Source organism: Streptomyces sp. NPDC002463 (assembly GCF_042889835.1).
Lineage (GTDB): Bacteria > Actinomycetota > Actinomycetes > Streptomycetales > Streptomycetaceae > Streptomyces > Streptomyces nymphaeiformis.
Genome location: NZ_JBIARL010000004.1, coordinates 341,742 through 357,031 on the forward strand (window position 1 = coordinate 341,742; position 15,290 = coordinate 357,031).

A 15,290-nucleotide genomic window follows, 5' to 3' on the forward strand; every position below is an offset into this window, starting at 1 on the left:
ATGCGATCTCGAACAGGCGGCATGTGGTGGGGGACGACGGTCGAAGCGCCGGACCCCAGTGGTTTGGCGAAGTTCTATGCCGAACTCCTCGATTGGCACATCGGGCACGAAGAGCCGGGAACAGCCGTCGTGGCTGCCTCCCCGCAAGGACCGTTCTTCGTGTTCCAGCAGGCGGATGGCTATCGGGCTCCGGTGTGGCCACCGGCCGACGGCGACCAGCGCCCGATGATGCACTTCGACTTCCAGGTCGGCGACCTGGACTCGGCGGTCGCCGAGGCGGTCGTCCTGGGCGCCACCGTTGCGGAGTTCCAGCCGCGGGAAAACGTCCGGGTGCTCTTCGACCCGGCCGGCCACCCCTTCTGCCTGTGCCGCGACGACGAATAGATCAGGCAACGTTTGCCCTGCTGACGACTTCGTGTAGGCGTTCGTCGGTGGCGTGTTTGTTCCGCCAGATGATGTAGCGGCGGATCATGCTGCCCTGGGCCTTGTGGCTGGCGTGGTCGGTGCCGTCGAGAGCGAAGTAGCGCAGGGCGGCGGACTGGGCCTCGATCCGGTTGAGCCAGGAGTTGTTGGTCGGGTGTAGGCGATCTCGACGTTGTTCGCCGCAGCCCACGTCTCGACCCGCTGACACCGCTTCGTGGTCAGGTGCGAGGAGTAGTTGTCACAGACGATTGCGATCCGCACCTCGGCCGCGTGCAGCGAGCGCAGATAGCGGCAGGACTCCAGGAACTTGGAGCGGTTCTTGGTCCTCTTGATGTGGCCGTAGAACTGGTCCTTGCCCGGGTCGTAGGCGGCAAACAGGTGTCGCACTCCGTGCGGGCGGGTGTAGGTCGCCCGCCATCGGGACCGGGGTTCGCGATCGGGGTCCTTGCGCCTTCCGTCGATTTTCGCCCACTGCCGACCTGGATGGGGCTGGAGGTCGATGGGGGCGAACTCGTCCAAGTAGAAGATGACTTCGGGCTCGCCTTCCTCGGGCATGACCTCGTCGTCGGCTATCGCGTAGAGGTGTTCGACCCAGGCTTTCCTGGCGGCGTAGTCGGGGTCGCGGGAGGTCTTCCAGGTCTTCACGCGTTGAAAGGAGACGCCCTCCTCGCGGAGCAGGATGCGCAGGCCCTCATGGCTGATGTCGTCGACCACCCCCGGCGACCAGGAAGTCCGCCGGCTTCGCCAGACTCCAGGTCGAGAACGGCAGGCCATGCTCGAACGGCCTGGACTTCGCGGTCTTCTTGATCTCACGGCGCTCGGGCAGGGTGAACGTCCTGGGCCGGCCGCCCTTGTACTTGGGGTAGAGCGACTCGAAGCCGTCCGTGTTGAAGTCGTGGATCACGTCGCGGACCCGGTCCGCGCTGGTGAACGTCACCTCAACGATCTTCGCCACCGGCATGCGCTGGGCGGACAGCAGCACCATCTGCGCTCGCCGCCAGGTCACCACCGAGCCGGTGCCTCTGTGGATGATCCGCAGCAGCCGTCTGCCCTCGTCGTCGTCAACATCCCGGACCTACACGCGTTCAGCCCCGTGATCATTCTGGACGCCTGGCGCCGCCCGGCGCAGCAACCGGGCGACACGCCAGGACGGGGCGAACGTTGCCTGATGCGGCACTAGATGAGTTTCTCGTCGAGTCCGTTGACGATACGCAGGCACCCCCCCACTGAAGGGGATGGTCACTCACGCACCTTGAGCTTGAGGCCCGAGACGTTCTGCTCCCCGCACCTGTGGGGATGGTCCCCGCACGGACGCGGGGCGGGCAAAACGTCGGATCGTATTCAACCGTATGGTGGTTACACGGCGTGGTTGATCCATCGCCGGAGTGCGAGATGGGTGGTGTCGTCCAGCCGGCACAGGGCCTCGATGGCGTCGAGGTCGCCCGGCAGGGGTGCGATGCCTGCGGTGGTCAGAGTGGCGTGCAGCTCCAGCCGGCGGCGGTCGGCCGGCTCGAGAGGAGCGGACAGGCGGCTCTCCGGGGCCGGTGCGGGCGAGTAGTAGTCGCAGACCTCCAGGGCACTACGGGCCGCCGACGTCCACTCCGGCCCGCTGTCGTCGACGAGCGCGGCGGGGAAGCGGTACGGGTCGAGATCGCGCAGCACGGCGATGCCGGTGGTGAAAGCCTGAGAACCAGTCACGGGTGCCTCCTCGTTCGTCATGCCAGTGCACAAGACGACGGGGACGGGAGGGGCGGCAGTTGCGGTGCACCCGGTACTCCACCCGAATGTCCCCTACGGCATCTCGTCACATGAACGATGAGCCAACAGGTCCTACTGTCCGCTGGGACGGCCCCGTGCCCGCAGAGTCGATCCCACCTTCCGCGGCAGCGGTCAGACGCCCACGCGGCCTCGCTGCCTGGCCAGGTAGTCCTGGAGTTCGCGGTGCCGGAACTGGTAGGCGGCTCCGGCAGTGCGCAGTATCCCGGCCTGGTGACACGCGTGCAGGAAGCGGCCGAGCCGCCATGGCAGGACCCTGCGGGCCAGCACGAGGAAGACCACGTAGCGGAGCGACAGCGAGTTGGAGATGAGCGCGCCGACGAGCGCGAGGGGCAGGAGCGTCAAGGCGAGGCCCCGCCAACCGGCCATCCCGTAGCCGAGCAGGGCGAAGATCGCCACGAGGTCTCCCAGGAACAGGGCCCAGGAGATCGCATCGCTGCGCACCAGAGCGCGGGGCCCGTCTCTTCGTTCGTCGGGTGCGACAGCAACGCCCATGGCGCCACCGAGCATCAGCCCGAAGGCTGCCGCAGCCGTCACCCAGCCGACTGCCGAGTCCGTCGAGGTGTCGAACAGCCCGAGGAGCACGAGAGGGACGGAGCCCAGGGCGCATCCCAGCGCGAAGCGGCGTGGTCGCAGAACCATGCGGTCGTCGCCCTCCCACAGGTCCGGCTTGAATGCGAGCAGAAGGGCGAGCAGCGGCATGAAGGAGAAGCCGAGTTGTTCCCAGGAAGTCGTGGCCGCCCGGACAACCACCGCGAATTCCAGTACTCCGGCCCAGGCGAGGCAGGCCCACAGGATCGCGCGCTTGGTGCGCCGTGCGCCGACCATCGGCCACAGATCGGGCAGCACGAGGTCTGTGGCCGAGAGCGTGCGCCCCTCCGCCTGTCGGCCGTTGCGATTGTCGTCGAGGTAGGCGGCCAATACGGTCAGCCAGTGTCCGGCCGGGCCGTTGGGGTCTACGGTCCCGTCTCCCCGCGCCGCCAGCACCGTCGGGACGTAGAGGCCGAGCAGGTGCTGGCGGAGTGTGCCGGATTCGGCCAGAGGCAGGAGGTCCGCGGGACTGCGTCGATAGTGGCCTTCGGCGGTTCGCTCCTGGTAGACCGCCACAGCAAGGGACAGGCGCCACGGTGTCGCCAGTGCCTGGCGCAGCCGGACGGCGGCCGGCGTGTCCGGAACGGGGCCTGCCTGCGGAGCGGTGGTCAGGGCGTCGAGCACGGGCTGCCAGCGGCTCAGTCCCGCCTCGGTGTCGGCCACGCTTCTCTGGAGGAACGTGCGGCTCTGCTCCGCGTCAACCGGTGCCAGCCGCACCACGGCCGCGGCCCGCAGATGCGCCTCCGCGCCGACGAGGCCGTCGTAGACGCCGCGTCGACACGTGACGACCACGGCGGCCGGTTGCGTGCCGTGCTGCCAGTTGTTGAGCAGGCGCACCAGTCCGGCGGCTCGGCTGGAGTACGGGGCGGTGCCCGGCGGGTCCAGTTCGTCGAGGCCGTCGACGAAGGGAAGCACGAGGCGTGCCTCCACCAACCGTCGTGCCGGCCCGCTGCCGACACCGAACGCCGTCACCAGGTGTTGGACAAGCCACTCCTCCAGATCCTGGCCAGTCCACGACGCGGCTGCCATGCGCAGGGCGACGGCCTGTCCGGGTTCCCTGTCCCGTGCGAGGTCGAGCACCATGGACAGGGCTGCCAGGGACTTTCCGGTCCCGGCATCGTCCGTGACGTCGGCGCCGGTGATGACCACACGCGGCGGTGAGAGACGTTGGTGCAGTGCGGTCAGGTCGCTCAGTCGGCCCTCGGCCGGCGCTCCTTCGACCTGGCCGTGGACAAGCGCGGTGTAGGCGAGGTCGATACGGCCACCCGTACTCCCGTCCAGCCACCGCACGTACTCGGCCTGCTCCCGGCGCACGACTTCGCCCGCCAGCCGGTCGGCCGACTGCTCCACGTCCAGCGGCGCAACCAGGGCGTAGGCCAGGCCCGCTACGCCTGCCAGCGCTCCCACGACACTGGCGACGGGATCTGCGACGTCCCAGCCGCCCAAGATCCCTAACGCCAGAAGCCACATAGCGACCGCGCCTGCCCCCGACCACAGCAGGCGGCGCTGGAGCGCTCGCCGTATCCCCATGCCCGAAATCTTGTCGAACCGAGAGCGGGAGGCGCCAGCCCGCCGACGCGATGCCGGCGAGCGAGCAGGGGTGGGGTCGGATGCTGATGGGGCTTCCTGGAAACGGCTGTGGCCGCGCCGGGCAGCCGCAAGTTCACGGCCGAGAACGGCAGCGGGGCCGGGATCCCCGTGTTCGCAGACGGACGGTGGCTGATGACCGACGGGGCGTGGACACCCCATGGTCGGAGAAGGACAGCGGGAGCTTCGAGGGCGCCCGCCTCTCCATAACCCTCGAAGAGCGAGCGGCTGCCACGCTTCGCACCACCGGACGCGAGCGTGCTCTGGCAACGTGGGTACGAGCGGCGGCGCATTGTGGCGTACGGCGCGCAGACATAGACTCGCGCGTCCCGGAAGTACGCCTCGAACGGAGCGCCCCATGCCCAAGGTCACCGCGATCGCCCTGCTCAAGGCCGCCCCCGGCGCCGAGGGCAAGGTCCGTGAGCAGGCCCTGTCCTTGGTCGCGCCGTCGCGGGCCGAGCCGGGCAACATCAGCTACCAGGCGTACGTCCACCCCGAGGACCCGGGTGCGTGGCTGGTGTTCGAGGAGTGGGAGGACCGCGCTGCGTTCGAGGCGCACCTGTCGAGCCCGCATCTGACCGAGGCGCTCGCGGCGGGTCCGGGACTGCTGGTGGGCCCACCGGCCGAGCACGTGTTCACCACTGCGGAGTGACCTGCACTCTGGCGACCACCTGAGTCCCCGTCATCTGCGTAGAGATCCTGTAAGAGGGCCGCTGGCCCCCGAGCCCTGGGGGCGTCGGAGACGCTGATCAGGGGACCGGTCAACGCCCGGCCGGGCGTAATGCCCGGCCGCTTGCGGGCGGCAGGTCGGGATGACGTGGCTGCGCGAGAACGGCCCGCCGGCGAGGCCGGTACACATCGGCTGGTGAGGGCACGATGGCCGACATCGACAGAGTGGGCGCCTTCCGGCTTTGGGGCTGTTGGGCCCGCATGTTGAGGTGTCGCGAAGGGCGAGTACCGTCATTTCTCGGGAACACCGGCGGTTATAGGGACCGCCAACCGCCCCGTTCCCAGGTCTCGTACGGAAACGTGAGGCACGGGAATGAGCAGGGACGGGCTGTCCGTCCGGTGGGGGAAGGCCGTTCGTTCAGTTCCGTGCCGGGAGCGTCAGGCGGGTGAGAGCGCGGTCGTGGAGGCGGCTGAGGAGGAGCAGGGAGCAGGTGGCGCCGATCAGGGCGCAGAACATGTCCCACTGGGTGTCCCACACGTCGCCCTGGGTGGCCAGGAACGCGTCTGCGGCCTGGCCGCCGGTCACGGCCGCCAGCCATTCCAGCATTTCGAAGACGGCGCTGAAGGCGAGGCAGGCGCAGACGGCCAGCGGGGCGAGCCAGCGGCTGCCGCGCAGCGGCGAAGTGCGGACGAGGAGTTCGCGTACCAGGATGGCCGGGACGAAGCCCTGCATGAGGTGGCCGAAGCGGTCGTAGGGGTTGCGCTCCAGACCGAACCAGTCGCGCACCCAGTCGCCGGCCGGCACCTCCGCGTAGGTGTAGTGCCCGCCCACGATGAGAACCGTGGCGTGTGCGGCGAGTAGGACGCACAGCAAGCCGCTCAGCGGGAACCGCTTGCGTAGCAGGATCACCAGCGGCAGGCCCAGCATCACCCACACCGTCTCCAGCGCCCAGGTGGTCGGGTCTGCGGCGCCGAGCGCCGACACCGTAAGCGCCACTGTGACGGCGAGCGCGAGAACGGCCGGCAGTCGGCGGCCGGAGGCCGATCGTGCGTCCGTTGCCGGGTTGAAGGTCGGTTGGATGGCGGACATCGCCGGCTCCTCGTGTCTGGGGCTGTGCCCCTTATCCTCAGGCCTGCGACGAAGACCCGGCATGAGTGCGCGTACTCAACCACTGTGCCGCAGTACTCGGTTGGACCTCATCGCTCCCTCATCCGGGTCCGGCGATAGACCGTTGTCAGCGATCGGCCACCCAACGCGCGTCCGCGGGCCAAGTGCCCGTGCCGACGATGTGTTCCACGAGTCTGAACGCCTCACGGATGAGCACGGTGTCCTCATCCGGATACTCGTCGTCCTGCCCGTTGCAGAGGACGAACCCGTCGCTCGACCCCTCAGCTCCGGGGTCCACGGCATGCTCGCCGGGGTCGCCCTCTTCTTCGAGCAGTATGACCATCGCGCGCTCGGTGTTCGTCACGAAGGCCAGCGATCGTCCGGACGAACTGGTCAGCCACGTCTCGAGCCGCCCGCTGTCGATCCTCGAACGAAGAGCCTCCAGCGCCGCCTCGGACGACACAGGGACGGGGCTGTCGTCATTGATCACCCAGGACTCGATCACGAGCACGACGATCTCACGAGCGGATCCATGACCGTGTCCTATGTGGTGAGGCGGACGATGAGGTCGTCATGGGGCGGGGTACCCGGAGTTGGATTGTTCCGGACGGCTCATGGGAGATCGCGAAACCGCCGATCCTGCCGTCGAAGGTGCGGTCACAGGGCGGCGGGACGCAGGACATGCCTGATGAGACGCTGTTCGCCGCGATCGTCTACGTCCTGATCAGCGGCTGCGGCTGGCGGGCCTTGCCGCCGTGCTTCGGGGTCTCGAAGTCGACCGCCCACCGCCGGTTCCTGATCTGGTCCAGGGCAGGGGCGTGGGGCCGGCTGTACGAGGAGATCCTCCACCGTCTCGACGACGCCGGCCTGCTCGATCTGTCCCGAGCGGTCCTCGACTCCGCTCACGTGCGGGCGGAAAAGGGGGCGAACTCACAGGTCCGAGCCCCGTGGACCGTGGCAGGCGGCGTCCAAGATGCACGTCCTGTCGGACGCGAACGGACTGCCACTCCTCGTCGACCCCTCGGCCGCCGACACCCACGACAGCCAAGCCCCGAAGCCCATGATCACGGGTCCCCAAACGAAACACGACCCCCACCGCGGCCGTCACCTCAAGCCCCAGAGCCTGCACGCCGACAAGGCCTACGGCATGCCTGAACTGCGGAAATGGCTCCGCGGTGAACACATCGGCGTCCGCATCGCCCGTAAGGGCATCGACTCGTCCACTTGGCTGGGCCGCCATTGCTGGGTCGTCGAAAGGGCAGTGCCCTGGCTGGCCGGATGCCGTCGCCTGCACCGCCGCTACGAACGCAAGGCCGAGCACTTCCTTGCCTTCGCCGGTATGGCCGCAGCCCTCATCAACTACCGTTGACTTACTGCATAGGCGGAAAATATGATCTACGGCGACATCGCGTGTCGGTCACCGGCTGGGTGAGACATGGAGGTGTCGGGACATGCCTTCGGAGGCATTCCTTGTCAGTCGAGTTGAACCACACGATCGTCCACGCCCGGGACAACCGGGAGTCCGCAGAATTCTTCGCGAACCTGCTCAACCTTGAGATCACCGCCGAGTGGGGTCCGTTCATCGCGGTCGGCCTGGGCAACGGCGTCACGCTGGACTTCGCCACTATTCCCGCGGACAGCATCACCCCCCAGCACTACGCCTTCTTGATCTCCGAGGAGGAGTTCGACGCGGCGTACGCGCAGATCAGACAGCGCAGCATCGAGCACTACGCCGACCCCCACCGGAAGCAGCCCGGCACGATCAACCACAACGACGGTGGCCGCGGCGTGTATTTCATGGACCCGGCGGGCCACGCCATGGAACTCATCACCGTGCCGTACGGCGGCTGGACCTCGTAACCACATGCACCGAGGGCCGCACCCCAGCGCGGAGTGCGGCCCTCGACCGCTGCTTGTTTCCCATGTGATCGCCGCCGGCGCCCTGCGATACCAGCCCCGTCCTGTGGGCACCCTCAGCACCAAAGAAACGGCGTCTTCGTGTGTGGTCGTCGTCCAGCGTCGGCATACAGGTACTCCGTTCCTGACCCGTCATCTGGAACGCTATTCGTGGCCAGTGCCGCGCGAGATGGGTTCGCCCCCGACTTCCCACGAGTCGGGGGCGATTCCGTGTGCTCGGATAGCGCCATGAGTAAGCGGACCTTGTACCTGTTCAGCAGCGCGGCGCCTCCGGCTCTTCGACGTCGCCCGGGTCATCGATGACAGGGCATATGTCGCCCACCCCCCATTCGAGCGGCCGATCGAGACCCTGCGCGGCGCCGGCGTCCGTGTGGTGTACGGCGAGGGCGGGTTCGTGCCCAACGGGCCAGGCAAGGGTGACCCCTCCACGTATCCTTGGCACGCCGCGCTGGAGGCCGTTTCGGACCTTCGTCGACGTTCACGCTCATGAATGTGGTGACCACTCCCGATGGCCTGCGCCACTGAAAGTTGCTCGTGTGCCATCGAAGGTTCCGCAGAGCCGGGGACGGCGCGGCCGACCCATCAGGCCAGACGTCGCGTTTTGACCGCGCCCCTCACTCGGCCGATGTTTCGCCCGGGCTCACAAATGGGGGTTCTCCCTGATGGCGCAGTCGGGCGCAGCCGACGACCATGCACCGCATGGCCATACCCACCTTGCCGACGCCGACCGGGTCGCATCCGGTCGGCACCACGTCGGTGTATCTCGAGGATGTCTCCCGTCCGGACCCGTGGGTCGCGGACGCGCCAACGCGCGAGCTGATGATCTCGATCTGGTACCCGGCCGCACGCTCGTCCGGTCCGCGCGCCCCTTACCTGACGCAGACCGAGTCGGCGGAAGTCCTGACCGACCAGCAGGTGGCCATCGCGCCCGACGCGTTGAGTTCGGTGCGCACCAACGCCTTCCCGGACGCCCCACTCGCCCCCGGGCTGCGGGAACTGCCGTTGATCGTTCTCTCGCCCGGGTTCACCCGGCCCCGCGCCACGCTCACCTCGATCGGCGAAGACCTGGCCAGCCACGGTTATGTCGCGGCCGCGATCGACCACACCTACGAGACCGCGGCCACCACCTTTCCGGACGGACGGGTGGCCGCCTTCGCCCTCGGCCGCGGGTTTGCGCGCACTGCCGAGTTCTGGCACAAGGTGAAGACCGGCCGCGCCCGCGACGCCTCTTTCGTGCTGGACCAACTGCTCGGCAGCAACCCGCCGTGGGCAGGCGCGGCGGGGCTGGCCCCGGACCGGATCGGCATGGCCGGACATTCCGCGGGCGGCGCGGCCACCATCGCGGCGATGCTTGCAGACGAGCGCATCCGCGCGGGCAGCAACGTGGACGGCAGTACCGACCCTCTGATCCCGGACTCCGGCCTGGACCGCCCGTTCCTGTTCCTCGGCAGGGACGGCCAGTACTCTCCCGGCGACGGGCCTGCCGCGGACACCTGGGCCCGAGACTGGCCACTACTGACCGGCTGGAAGCGCTGGCTGGTGGTGGCGGGCGCCAAGCACCCGTCCTTCACCGATCTCGGCCTGCTGGCCGACCAGTTCGGTATGCCGCTCGGCGCGGCCACCTCGGGGCTGCGCACCATGACGATCACCCGCACCTACCTGCGCGCCTTCTTCGACCAGCACCTGCGCGACGTCCAGCGGACACCGTTCGACCACCTGAACGCGGACCACCCCGAGGTGCGATCATGCCTGCCGTCTGACCACCCGGCCGGCGGCGGATCGAGGTGAGGCTTGATCTCGGCCCGCCGACAGCCGCGACCAGTGGGAGGCTCTCACCCTGTTGTTCCGGGTGAGGAGCATGGCTGGGACGGAGCGGCAAGTATGGGGGAGGGGTGGTGCTGTGCTGTTCGTCGGCTCGGCGGCCACCATCGCGGCGCCAGCTGCTCCTCGCTCGCGCGGGGATGGTGCCGAGATCCTTGGTATGGAGGCCGACAAGCACGCCTGCTCCCTGTACCCGCGGGGGATGGTCCCGTCCAGCCGGGCTAGGCCGGGTACTCCCACCCCTGCTCCTCACCCTCGGCGCGCGGACTCTTCTTCCGGCCGAGGCGGGGTGTCATGGTCAACGGCTGTTCGCGGGTGCCTCGTTCGAGGTGATGACCGCATCTGGATCGGTGGAGCGTTGCGGTGCCGTGGAGCCTTCCGCGGGCTTGGACCTCGTCAGCCACAGGCCGGTGAACACGGCGGTGGCCAAGGTGATGGCGCCGGCCGCGATGAAGGCGCTGTCGAGGCCGGCCTCGAAGGAGGCACCGCTGGATTGCCTGGTGCGGACGATGGCTCCGAGTAGCGCCACGCCGAGCACCGCACCGATCTGCCGGGTGGTGCTGCTGATGCCGGATGCGAGGCCGCCTTCCTGCGGACTGACCGCCTGGATGGCGGCGCCTGTCAGCGGGGACAGGGTCAGGGCGAAGCCGATGCCGGCGAGTCCCAGCCGCCACCACACGTTCCCGTAGCCGGTGTCGGCGTGCACCATGCCGAGCACGAGCAGTCCCAGGCCGGCCAGGACCAGGCCGGTGGTGACCACGATGCGGAAGCCGTACCGGGCGGCGAGCCGGCCCGCGTACGGGCTGACGATCACCATGGCGAGGGACACCGGCAGGGTCTGCAGGCCGGCGCGCAGGATCGAGCTGCCCTGGACGTACACGAAGAACTGGGAGAAGAAGAACGACGACCCCATGAGCGCGAACCCCACCACGGTCATGGCGGTGTTGGACACGGTGAACAGGCGCTGCCGGAACAGCCGCAGCGGCATCATCGGCGCGGAGCGACGCGCTTCGACGGCGACGAAGGCGGCCAGGAGGATCACCGCGGCGGTGAAGCTGCTCAGGATCACCGGCGACGTCCAGCCGCGGGCACCACCCTCGATCAGCCCGTAGGTCAGCGCCCCCACAGCCAGAACGGACAGCACCGTCCCCGGGACATCGATCGCAGGGGCGCTCGGATTGCGGGTCTCTTCAAGGTTGCGCAGACCGACCAGCAGGAGGACCACGCCGATGGGCAGGTTGACCAGGAAGATGGCGGGCCAGCCGAAGGCCTCCGTCAGCACGCCGCCGGCCACGGGGCCTGCGGCCAGACCGATTCCGCTGAATCCGGCCCACAGCCCGATCGCCCTGATCCGGTCTTGCGGCACGGGATGGGCGGCGGCGAGCAGGGCCAGCGAGGCAGGGCTCAGCGCCGCGGCCCCGATGCCCTGCAGCACCCGGCCGGCGACCAGCCAGCCGAGCGAGGGCGCGAGGCTGCACACGAGCGACGCGACGGTGAACACCGCGACGCCGGTCAGGTACACCCGTTTGCGGCCGAACCGGTCGGCGAAGACACCGCCGGACAGCAGCAGCATGGCGACCAGTAGTACGTACGCGTCGACGATCCATTGCAGACCGGTCAGCTGAGTGTGCAGCCGGTGCTGCATGTCGGGCAGCGCTGCTCCGACGATCGTGTTGTCGAGCAGGACCATGAATTGGCCCAGGCAGGTCACCGCGAGCAGCACGGCCCGGTTCGAGCAACTGCCTGCGGTCGCGTTCGATACAGCCATGGAGACCCCCTCGATCGATGGTTGCGCCCGGCCACGGTCGACGTGGGTGGGATACATCCGAGCGTCCTAACGCAGTTGATGACTGCGTTAGGTGACTGTAAGGAGGGTTGCCTCGCAAACGCAAGTACTGGCTGCGTTAAGGTGTGGGTATGAACGAGCGACAGCGAGCCCGGCGGCCCGGTGGACGCAGCGCCCGCGTCGGCGCGCAGGTGCACCAGGCCGTCACCGACCTGATCAGCGAGCGCGGCTACGGCAACTTCACCGTCCGCGAGGTAGCAGCCCGCGCGGACGTGGCCGACAGCAGCATCTACCGCCGGTGGGGCGACCTGGAAACCCTGCTCACCGACGTGGCGCTCACCCGTCTCAACGCGCAGTCACCGATGCCCGACACCGGGAGCCTGGCAGGCGACCTGCGCACCTACGCGGCCCAAGTGGCCCGCGAGATCACCGGACCCGACGGTCCGGCGGTGCTGCACCTGGCCGTCGCCCTGTCGAGCAGCGGTCAGCAGGGCCTGCAGGCCGGCGACGCCCTCCGTGCCGAACGCACCCGGCAACTGCAGTCCATGCTCGACCGCGCCCGCGACCGTGGAGAGAACGCACCCGACGCGCTCGACGTGCTGGACCACATCCTGGCCCCGATGTACATCCGCGTCCTGTTCGGCATGGTCCCGCTCACCCCGGACTACATCGACGGGCTGGTCGACCGACTGCTGTGACCCCGACCCGATTCCTTTCTGACCGCGGAGGTCCCTCCCGCAAGGCGGCCCGCCTCCTTCCGCGGGCGGTGAATGACCGGGTACGCCTTTCGTCCCGCTGGTCGGCTGCACTCTGCGGCGAAGCCGGCACCTGCACCGGACGTAGACAGCGACTCAGTGGCTTGGGCCTGGATGTGGCTGGGCCGGCAGCGTCCGGACGGAGGAGTCGGGCTCCGACAGAACGTGGAACAGCTGCTGGTTGTGCGCGGCCGGTTGGTTTACGACGCGCACCAGGTGCTCGCCGGACTTGCCCTTCACCGTGAATCCACGTCGCCCAGCGCCTCGGCGACCGCGCGCTTCGCCGAGGACCGGACCGGTCCGCGAGCCGCTCGCACGGCGGGATGCCGAGCCGGAGCCGGACTGACCGGTGCTCTCCGATCTGGCACAGGACTGGCTGTTCCTGCACCAGGTTGCGCGTGGCACCGCCGGTGGTGAACTTCCGGATGACCAGACCTTGGTGTGGAGGAGGGCCTTCGCCTGCATCTCCCGCGACACGGGACGAGGGAGCAGGCGCCGGCAGCTCAGAAATCAGCGTCAACGCCGTAGGTGCGTACGGCCAGTACCCGGTCGATCGGTCTCACCAGCTCCTGGTGGACGACGGCCAGAAGCTGAGCCGGTACTTCGCCCGTCAGCAGCCCGGATACGTAGGCGAGGGCGTGTGTCGGGGACAGCCCAGTCACCCTCAGGCGAAGGGCACGCACAGCCGCGATGCGGCCGCCCGCGGCTTCGGCCGCCGTCCGTAGCTCGTCGTGGAGATCATCCACTGGAGTGCGTACCGGCAGTCCTCGGATCCGGCCACGGTAGTCGTCTTCCCATGCCTCCTCGATCTCGGAGAGCACTCCAATCGAGTGGAGGCCGCCGTCGACGCGGTCGACCAGATACGGGCCATGTCCCACCGACATCGCGGCTGCACTGCGCGTCCGCGCAAACTCCTCGGATTGGACATAGACCTTCCAGACGAGCTCGTGCTCGACCACGCCGACGATCACGTGGCGCGGGAACCGATCGGCGCCAGCGGCAGCCTCCGCCTGATGGCCACGCTCCAGATGATCCTCAACCATGCGTATGGCGTCATCCCGTTCAATCACAACCGCAGCATCACCTGGCACGTCGCTCACCACCAGCGGGTTTCTCCTCGTCAAGCCCTCTCGCCCGCAGCAGCCGAGAGCGCGTCTGCGTCGTCTTCTCTCGGCAAGGGTCGCGGTCGTCCAGGGGGGAGCCGACGTCGCATGCCCGGTTCGGTCGCGGTGACGCTGAGCAGGTGCTCCATGCGGGTGCCGCAGCTCGCGCAGCCGGGCCGGTCGGGCTGCTGGGGCCATCCCGGGTAGCCGCCGACCTTGCTCTGTTGCGTGGTGGCCACCTCGAAGTAGTCGAAACCCCGTTCCTCCAGCGGTGCCCTGCGGCCGTCAGCGGCCGTACGCCGCCGGCCCTGGCCCCGCCCCTGGTGGCCGGCGCGTCCCCCTACCCTGCTGCCCTGCATCCGGCCCGTGGGGGACGCCTGTGGCCCAGGGCCCCGTTGCGGGAAGGGCCGAGCTCGGACCGCGGCAGCACCCGGCACCCTTCGTCACACAGCGCACAACCATGAAACATCGCCCATTGCGCAGAGCGCCATGACCTGCTCCTCCGAACGGACCAGGGCGTCCAACAGAGAAAGTTGATCGATCCGCTCCACGTAGAGGGTGTGGCCACCGACGCGAATGTTCCGGAGCGCTCACGGCTTCGTAAAGGAACCGAACTTGCTCACGCGGACCACGATCCGCGTCCCACAGATCGTCGCTGCCGCCGACACGGGCACACGCCCGTACTTGCCGGAGTCCTGTGTGTCCTGTTCGGACTCGCAGCGGACCTCGAAAACTTGGGGGAGGCATCGCAGGTCAGGGGCGTCGACGCAGGGGGCTGCGGGCGATTGCCGGTTCGCGGCCGCCTCCGCGATCGACGGCAGGTTCTGGCCTGTATGCCCGGCGGTGGGGGCTGGCCGTGCCGACACACGCGGGGGCCTGATTTCGCCGTAGGGCAGCGGCGTTTAGGCTCAGGTTCCATGATCTTGCTGAGCGATCCCCAGGTGGGCAATATCCCGGTGCAGGACTGCGGCGAGCCTCTCGCAGAGATCGCCTCGGTCCCGGCGATTGCACTGGACTCCCGGGAGCGAGACGAGGATGGGGCATACGGTCGGGTCAGGATCGGCGTGCTCGAACGCCTGAGCTCGGCCTCCGAGAAGCTTCCCGACGGCGTCAGGTTCCTCGTCATAGAAGGGCATTGCAGCAGCACTGAGCAGGCGCGGCGTTTTGCCCTCTACGAGGACCGCATACGCCGCTCAGGCATCACCGACCCTGTCGACCTGCGGCGCCGGGCCAGCGCCTTCGTTTCCCCGGTCGAGGTGGCGCCACACTGCGCCGGGGCGGCCCTCGACCTGACGCTCATCGATGCCGACGGCGTCGAGCTGGACATGGGCGGTGCCGTGAACGGCCACCGCACGGGAGACGAGAAGTACTGTCCGCTGAACGCCTCAGGACTGTCCGACCGAGCACGCCGCAATCGCGACCTCCTGGCCCGAACCATGGGCGACGCCGGTTTCACCAACTACCCCACCGAGTGGTGGCACTGGTCCTACGGTGACCGGTACTGGGCACTGATCACCAAGGCCGGCAGCGCCATCTACGGACCCGCCTGACCGCCTCGAACCGGCGAGAACCCAGGGCCCGGTCACCGACATCCTCTGGAGAGGCTGGGGCCTCGACGCCTCGACATCCCTGGCCGGGTCACCTGGCCCCCTTCGAGGCCGGCCGACCCCAAGTCCACCGTCCGGCCGGTCAGTTCGGTTCCTGACTTCGGTCAACTGCCGCGCAGCGCCGTCGTACGGGGCGATCTCGCCTAC

Annotated in this window: 12 protein-coding genes and 2 pseudogenes; 7 read left to right on the forward strand and 7 right to left on the reverse strand. The window is 68.7% G+C overall.

From position 1 onward, the window contains the following. Positions 1-21 precede the first annotated feature (21 nt). Entirely contained in the window at positions 22-384 is a 363-nt protein-coding gene (locus ACFYX3_RS11785; protein WP_389011324.1) for a VOC family protein, read from the forward strand. Between the two features lies 1 nt (position 385). Here the strand turns inward: ACFYX3_RS11785 and ACFYX3_RS11790 are convergent. From ACFYX3_RS11790 to ACFYX3_RS11800, 3 genes and pseudogenes are all read right to left on the reverse strand, one after another. Further along, positions 386-1,465: pseudogene (locus ACFYX3_RS11790) on the reverse strand (IS630 family transposase). 314 nt (positions 1,466-1,779) lie between these two features. Further along, the gene (locus ACFYX3_RS11795; RefSeq protein ID WP_382662788.1) at positions 1,780-2,121 is read right to left on the reverse strand and encodes a hypothetical protein; all 342 of its coding nucleotides are present in this window, start codon (positions 2,119-2,121) and stop codon (positions 1,780-1,782) included. A gap of 192 nt (positions 2,122-2,313) precedes the next feature. Further along, positions 2,314-4,260, reverse strand: a complete 1,947-nt coding sequence (locus ACFYX3_RS11800) for a hypothetical protein (protein WP_389011328.1) — start codon at positions 4,258-4,260, stop codon at positions 2,314-2,316. Between the two features lie 475 nt (positions 4,261-4,735). Here ACFYX3_RS11800 and ACFYX3_RS11805 point away from each other — a divergent pair, with 475 nt between their 5' ends. Further along, entirely contained in the window at positions 4,736-5,029 is a 294-nt protein-coding gene (locus ACFYX3_RS11805; protein ID WP_389011331.1) for a putative quinol monooxygenase, read from the forward strand. 435 nt (positions 5,030-5,464) lie between these two features. On the opposite strand, the gene ACFYX3_RS11810 is transcribed toward ACFYX3_RS11805, so the two are convergent. Both ACFYX3_RS11810 and ACFYX3_RS11815 read right to left on the reverse strand, forming a co-directional pair. Continuing rightward, positions 5,465-6,136, reverse strand: coding sequence for a DUF2238 domain-containing protein (locus tag ACFYX3_RS11810; RefSeq protein ID WP_389011334.1), 672 nt, complete (start codon positions 6,134-6,136; stop codon positions 5,465-5,467). A 145-nt stretch (positions 6,137-6,281) separates the two neighbouring features. Further along, entirely contained in the window at positions 6,282-6,659 is a 378-nt protein-coding gene (locus ACFYX3_RS11815; protein WP_382662795.1) for a hypothetical protein, read from the reverse strand. Between the two features lie 68 nt (positions 6,660-6,727). Between ACFYX3_RS11815 and ACFYX3_RS11820 the strand changes: the two are divergent. The 3 genes and pseudogenes from ACFYX3_RS11820 to ACFYX3_RS11830 all read left to right on the forward strand — a co-directional run bounded on the left by ACFYX3_RS11820 (position 6,728) and on the right by ACFYX3_RS11830 (position 9,859). Then, positions 6,728-7,523 (forward strand): annotated as a pseudogene (locus ACFYX3_RS11820) (IS5 family transposase). A gap of 101 nt (positions 7,524-7,624) precedes the next feature. Then, positions 7,625-8,014, forward strand: coding sequence for a VOC family protein (locus ACFYX3_RS11825; RefSeq protein ID WP_389011337.1), 390 nt, complete (start codon positions 7,625-7,627; stop codon positions 8,012-8,014). A 756-nt stretch (positions 8,015-8,770) separates the two neighbouring features. Continuing rightward, entirely contained in the window at positions 8,771-9,859 is a 1,089-nt protein-coding gene (locus ACFYX3_RS11830; protein WP_389011339.1) for an alpha/beta hydrolase family protein, read from the forward strand. Positions 9,860-10,190: 331 nt separating this feature from the next. Here the strand turns inward: ACFYX3_RS11830 and ACFYX3_RS11835 are convergent, their stop codons facing one another. Further along, complete coding sequence (locus tag ACFYX3_RS11835; protein ID WP_389011342.1) at positions 10,191-11,660, reverse strand: MFS transporter; 1,470 nt, start codon at positions 11,658-11,660, stop codon at positions 10,191-10,193. A 149-nt stretch (positions 11,661-11,809) separates the two neighbouring features. Between ACFYX3_RS11835 and ACFYX3_RS11840 the strand changes: the two genes are divergently transcribed. After that, the gene (locus ACFYX3_RS11840; protein WP_389011345.1) at positions 11,810-12,376 is read left to right on the forward strand and encodes a TetR/AcrR family transcriptional regulator; all 567 of its coding nucleotides are present in this window, start codon (positions 11,810-11,812) and stop codon (positions 12,374-12,376) included. Positions 12,377-12,936: 560 nt separating this feature from the next. Here ACFYX3_RS11840 and ACFYX3_RS11845 read toward each other — a convergent pair. After that, positions 12,937-13,536, reverse strand: a complete 600-nt coding sequence (locus ACFYX3_RS11845) for a YrhB domain-containing protein (protein ID WP_389011348.1) — start codon at positions 13,534-13,536, stop codon at positions 12,937-12,939. A gap of 917 nt (positions 13,537-14,453) precedes the next feature. On the opposite strand from ACFYX3_RS11845, the gene ACFYX3_RS11850 reads away from it, so the two are divergent. After that, a complete protein-coding gene (locus ACFYX3_RS11850; protein WP_389011351.1) occupies positions 14,454-15,086 on the forward strand; it encodes a M15 family metallopeptidase in 633 nt (210 codons plus the stop codon). Positions 15,087-15,290 lie beyond the last annotated feature (204 nt).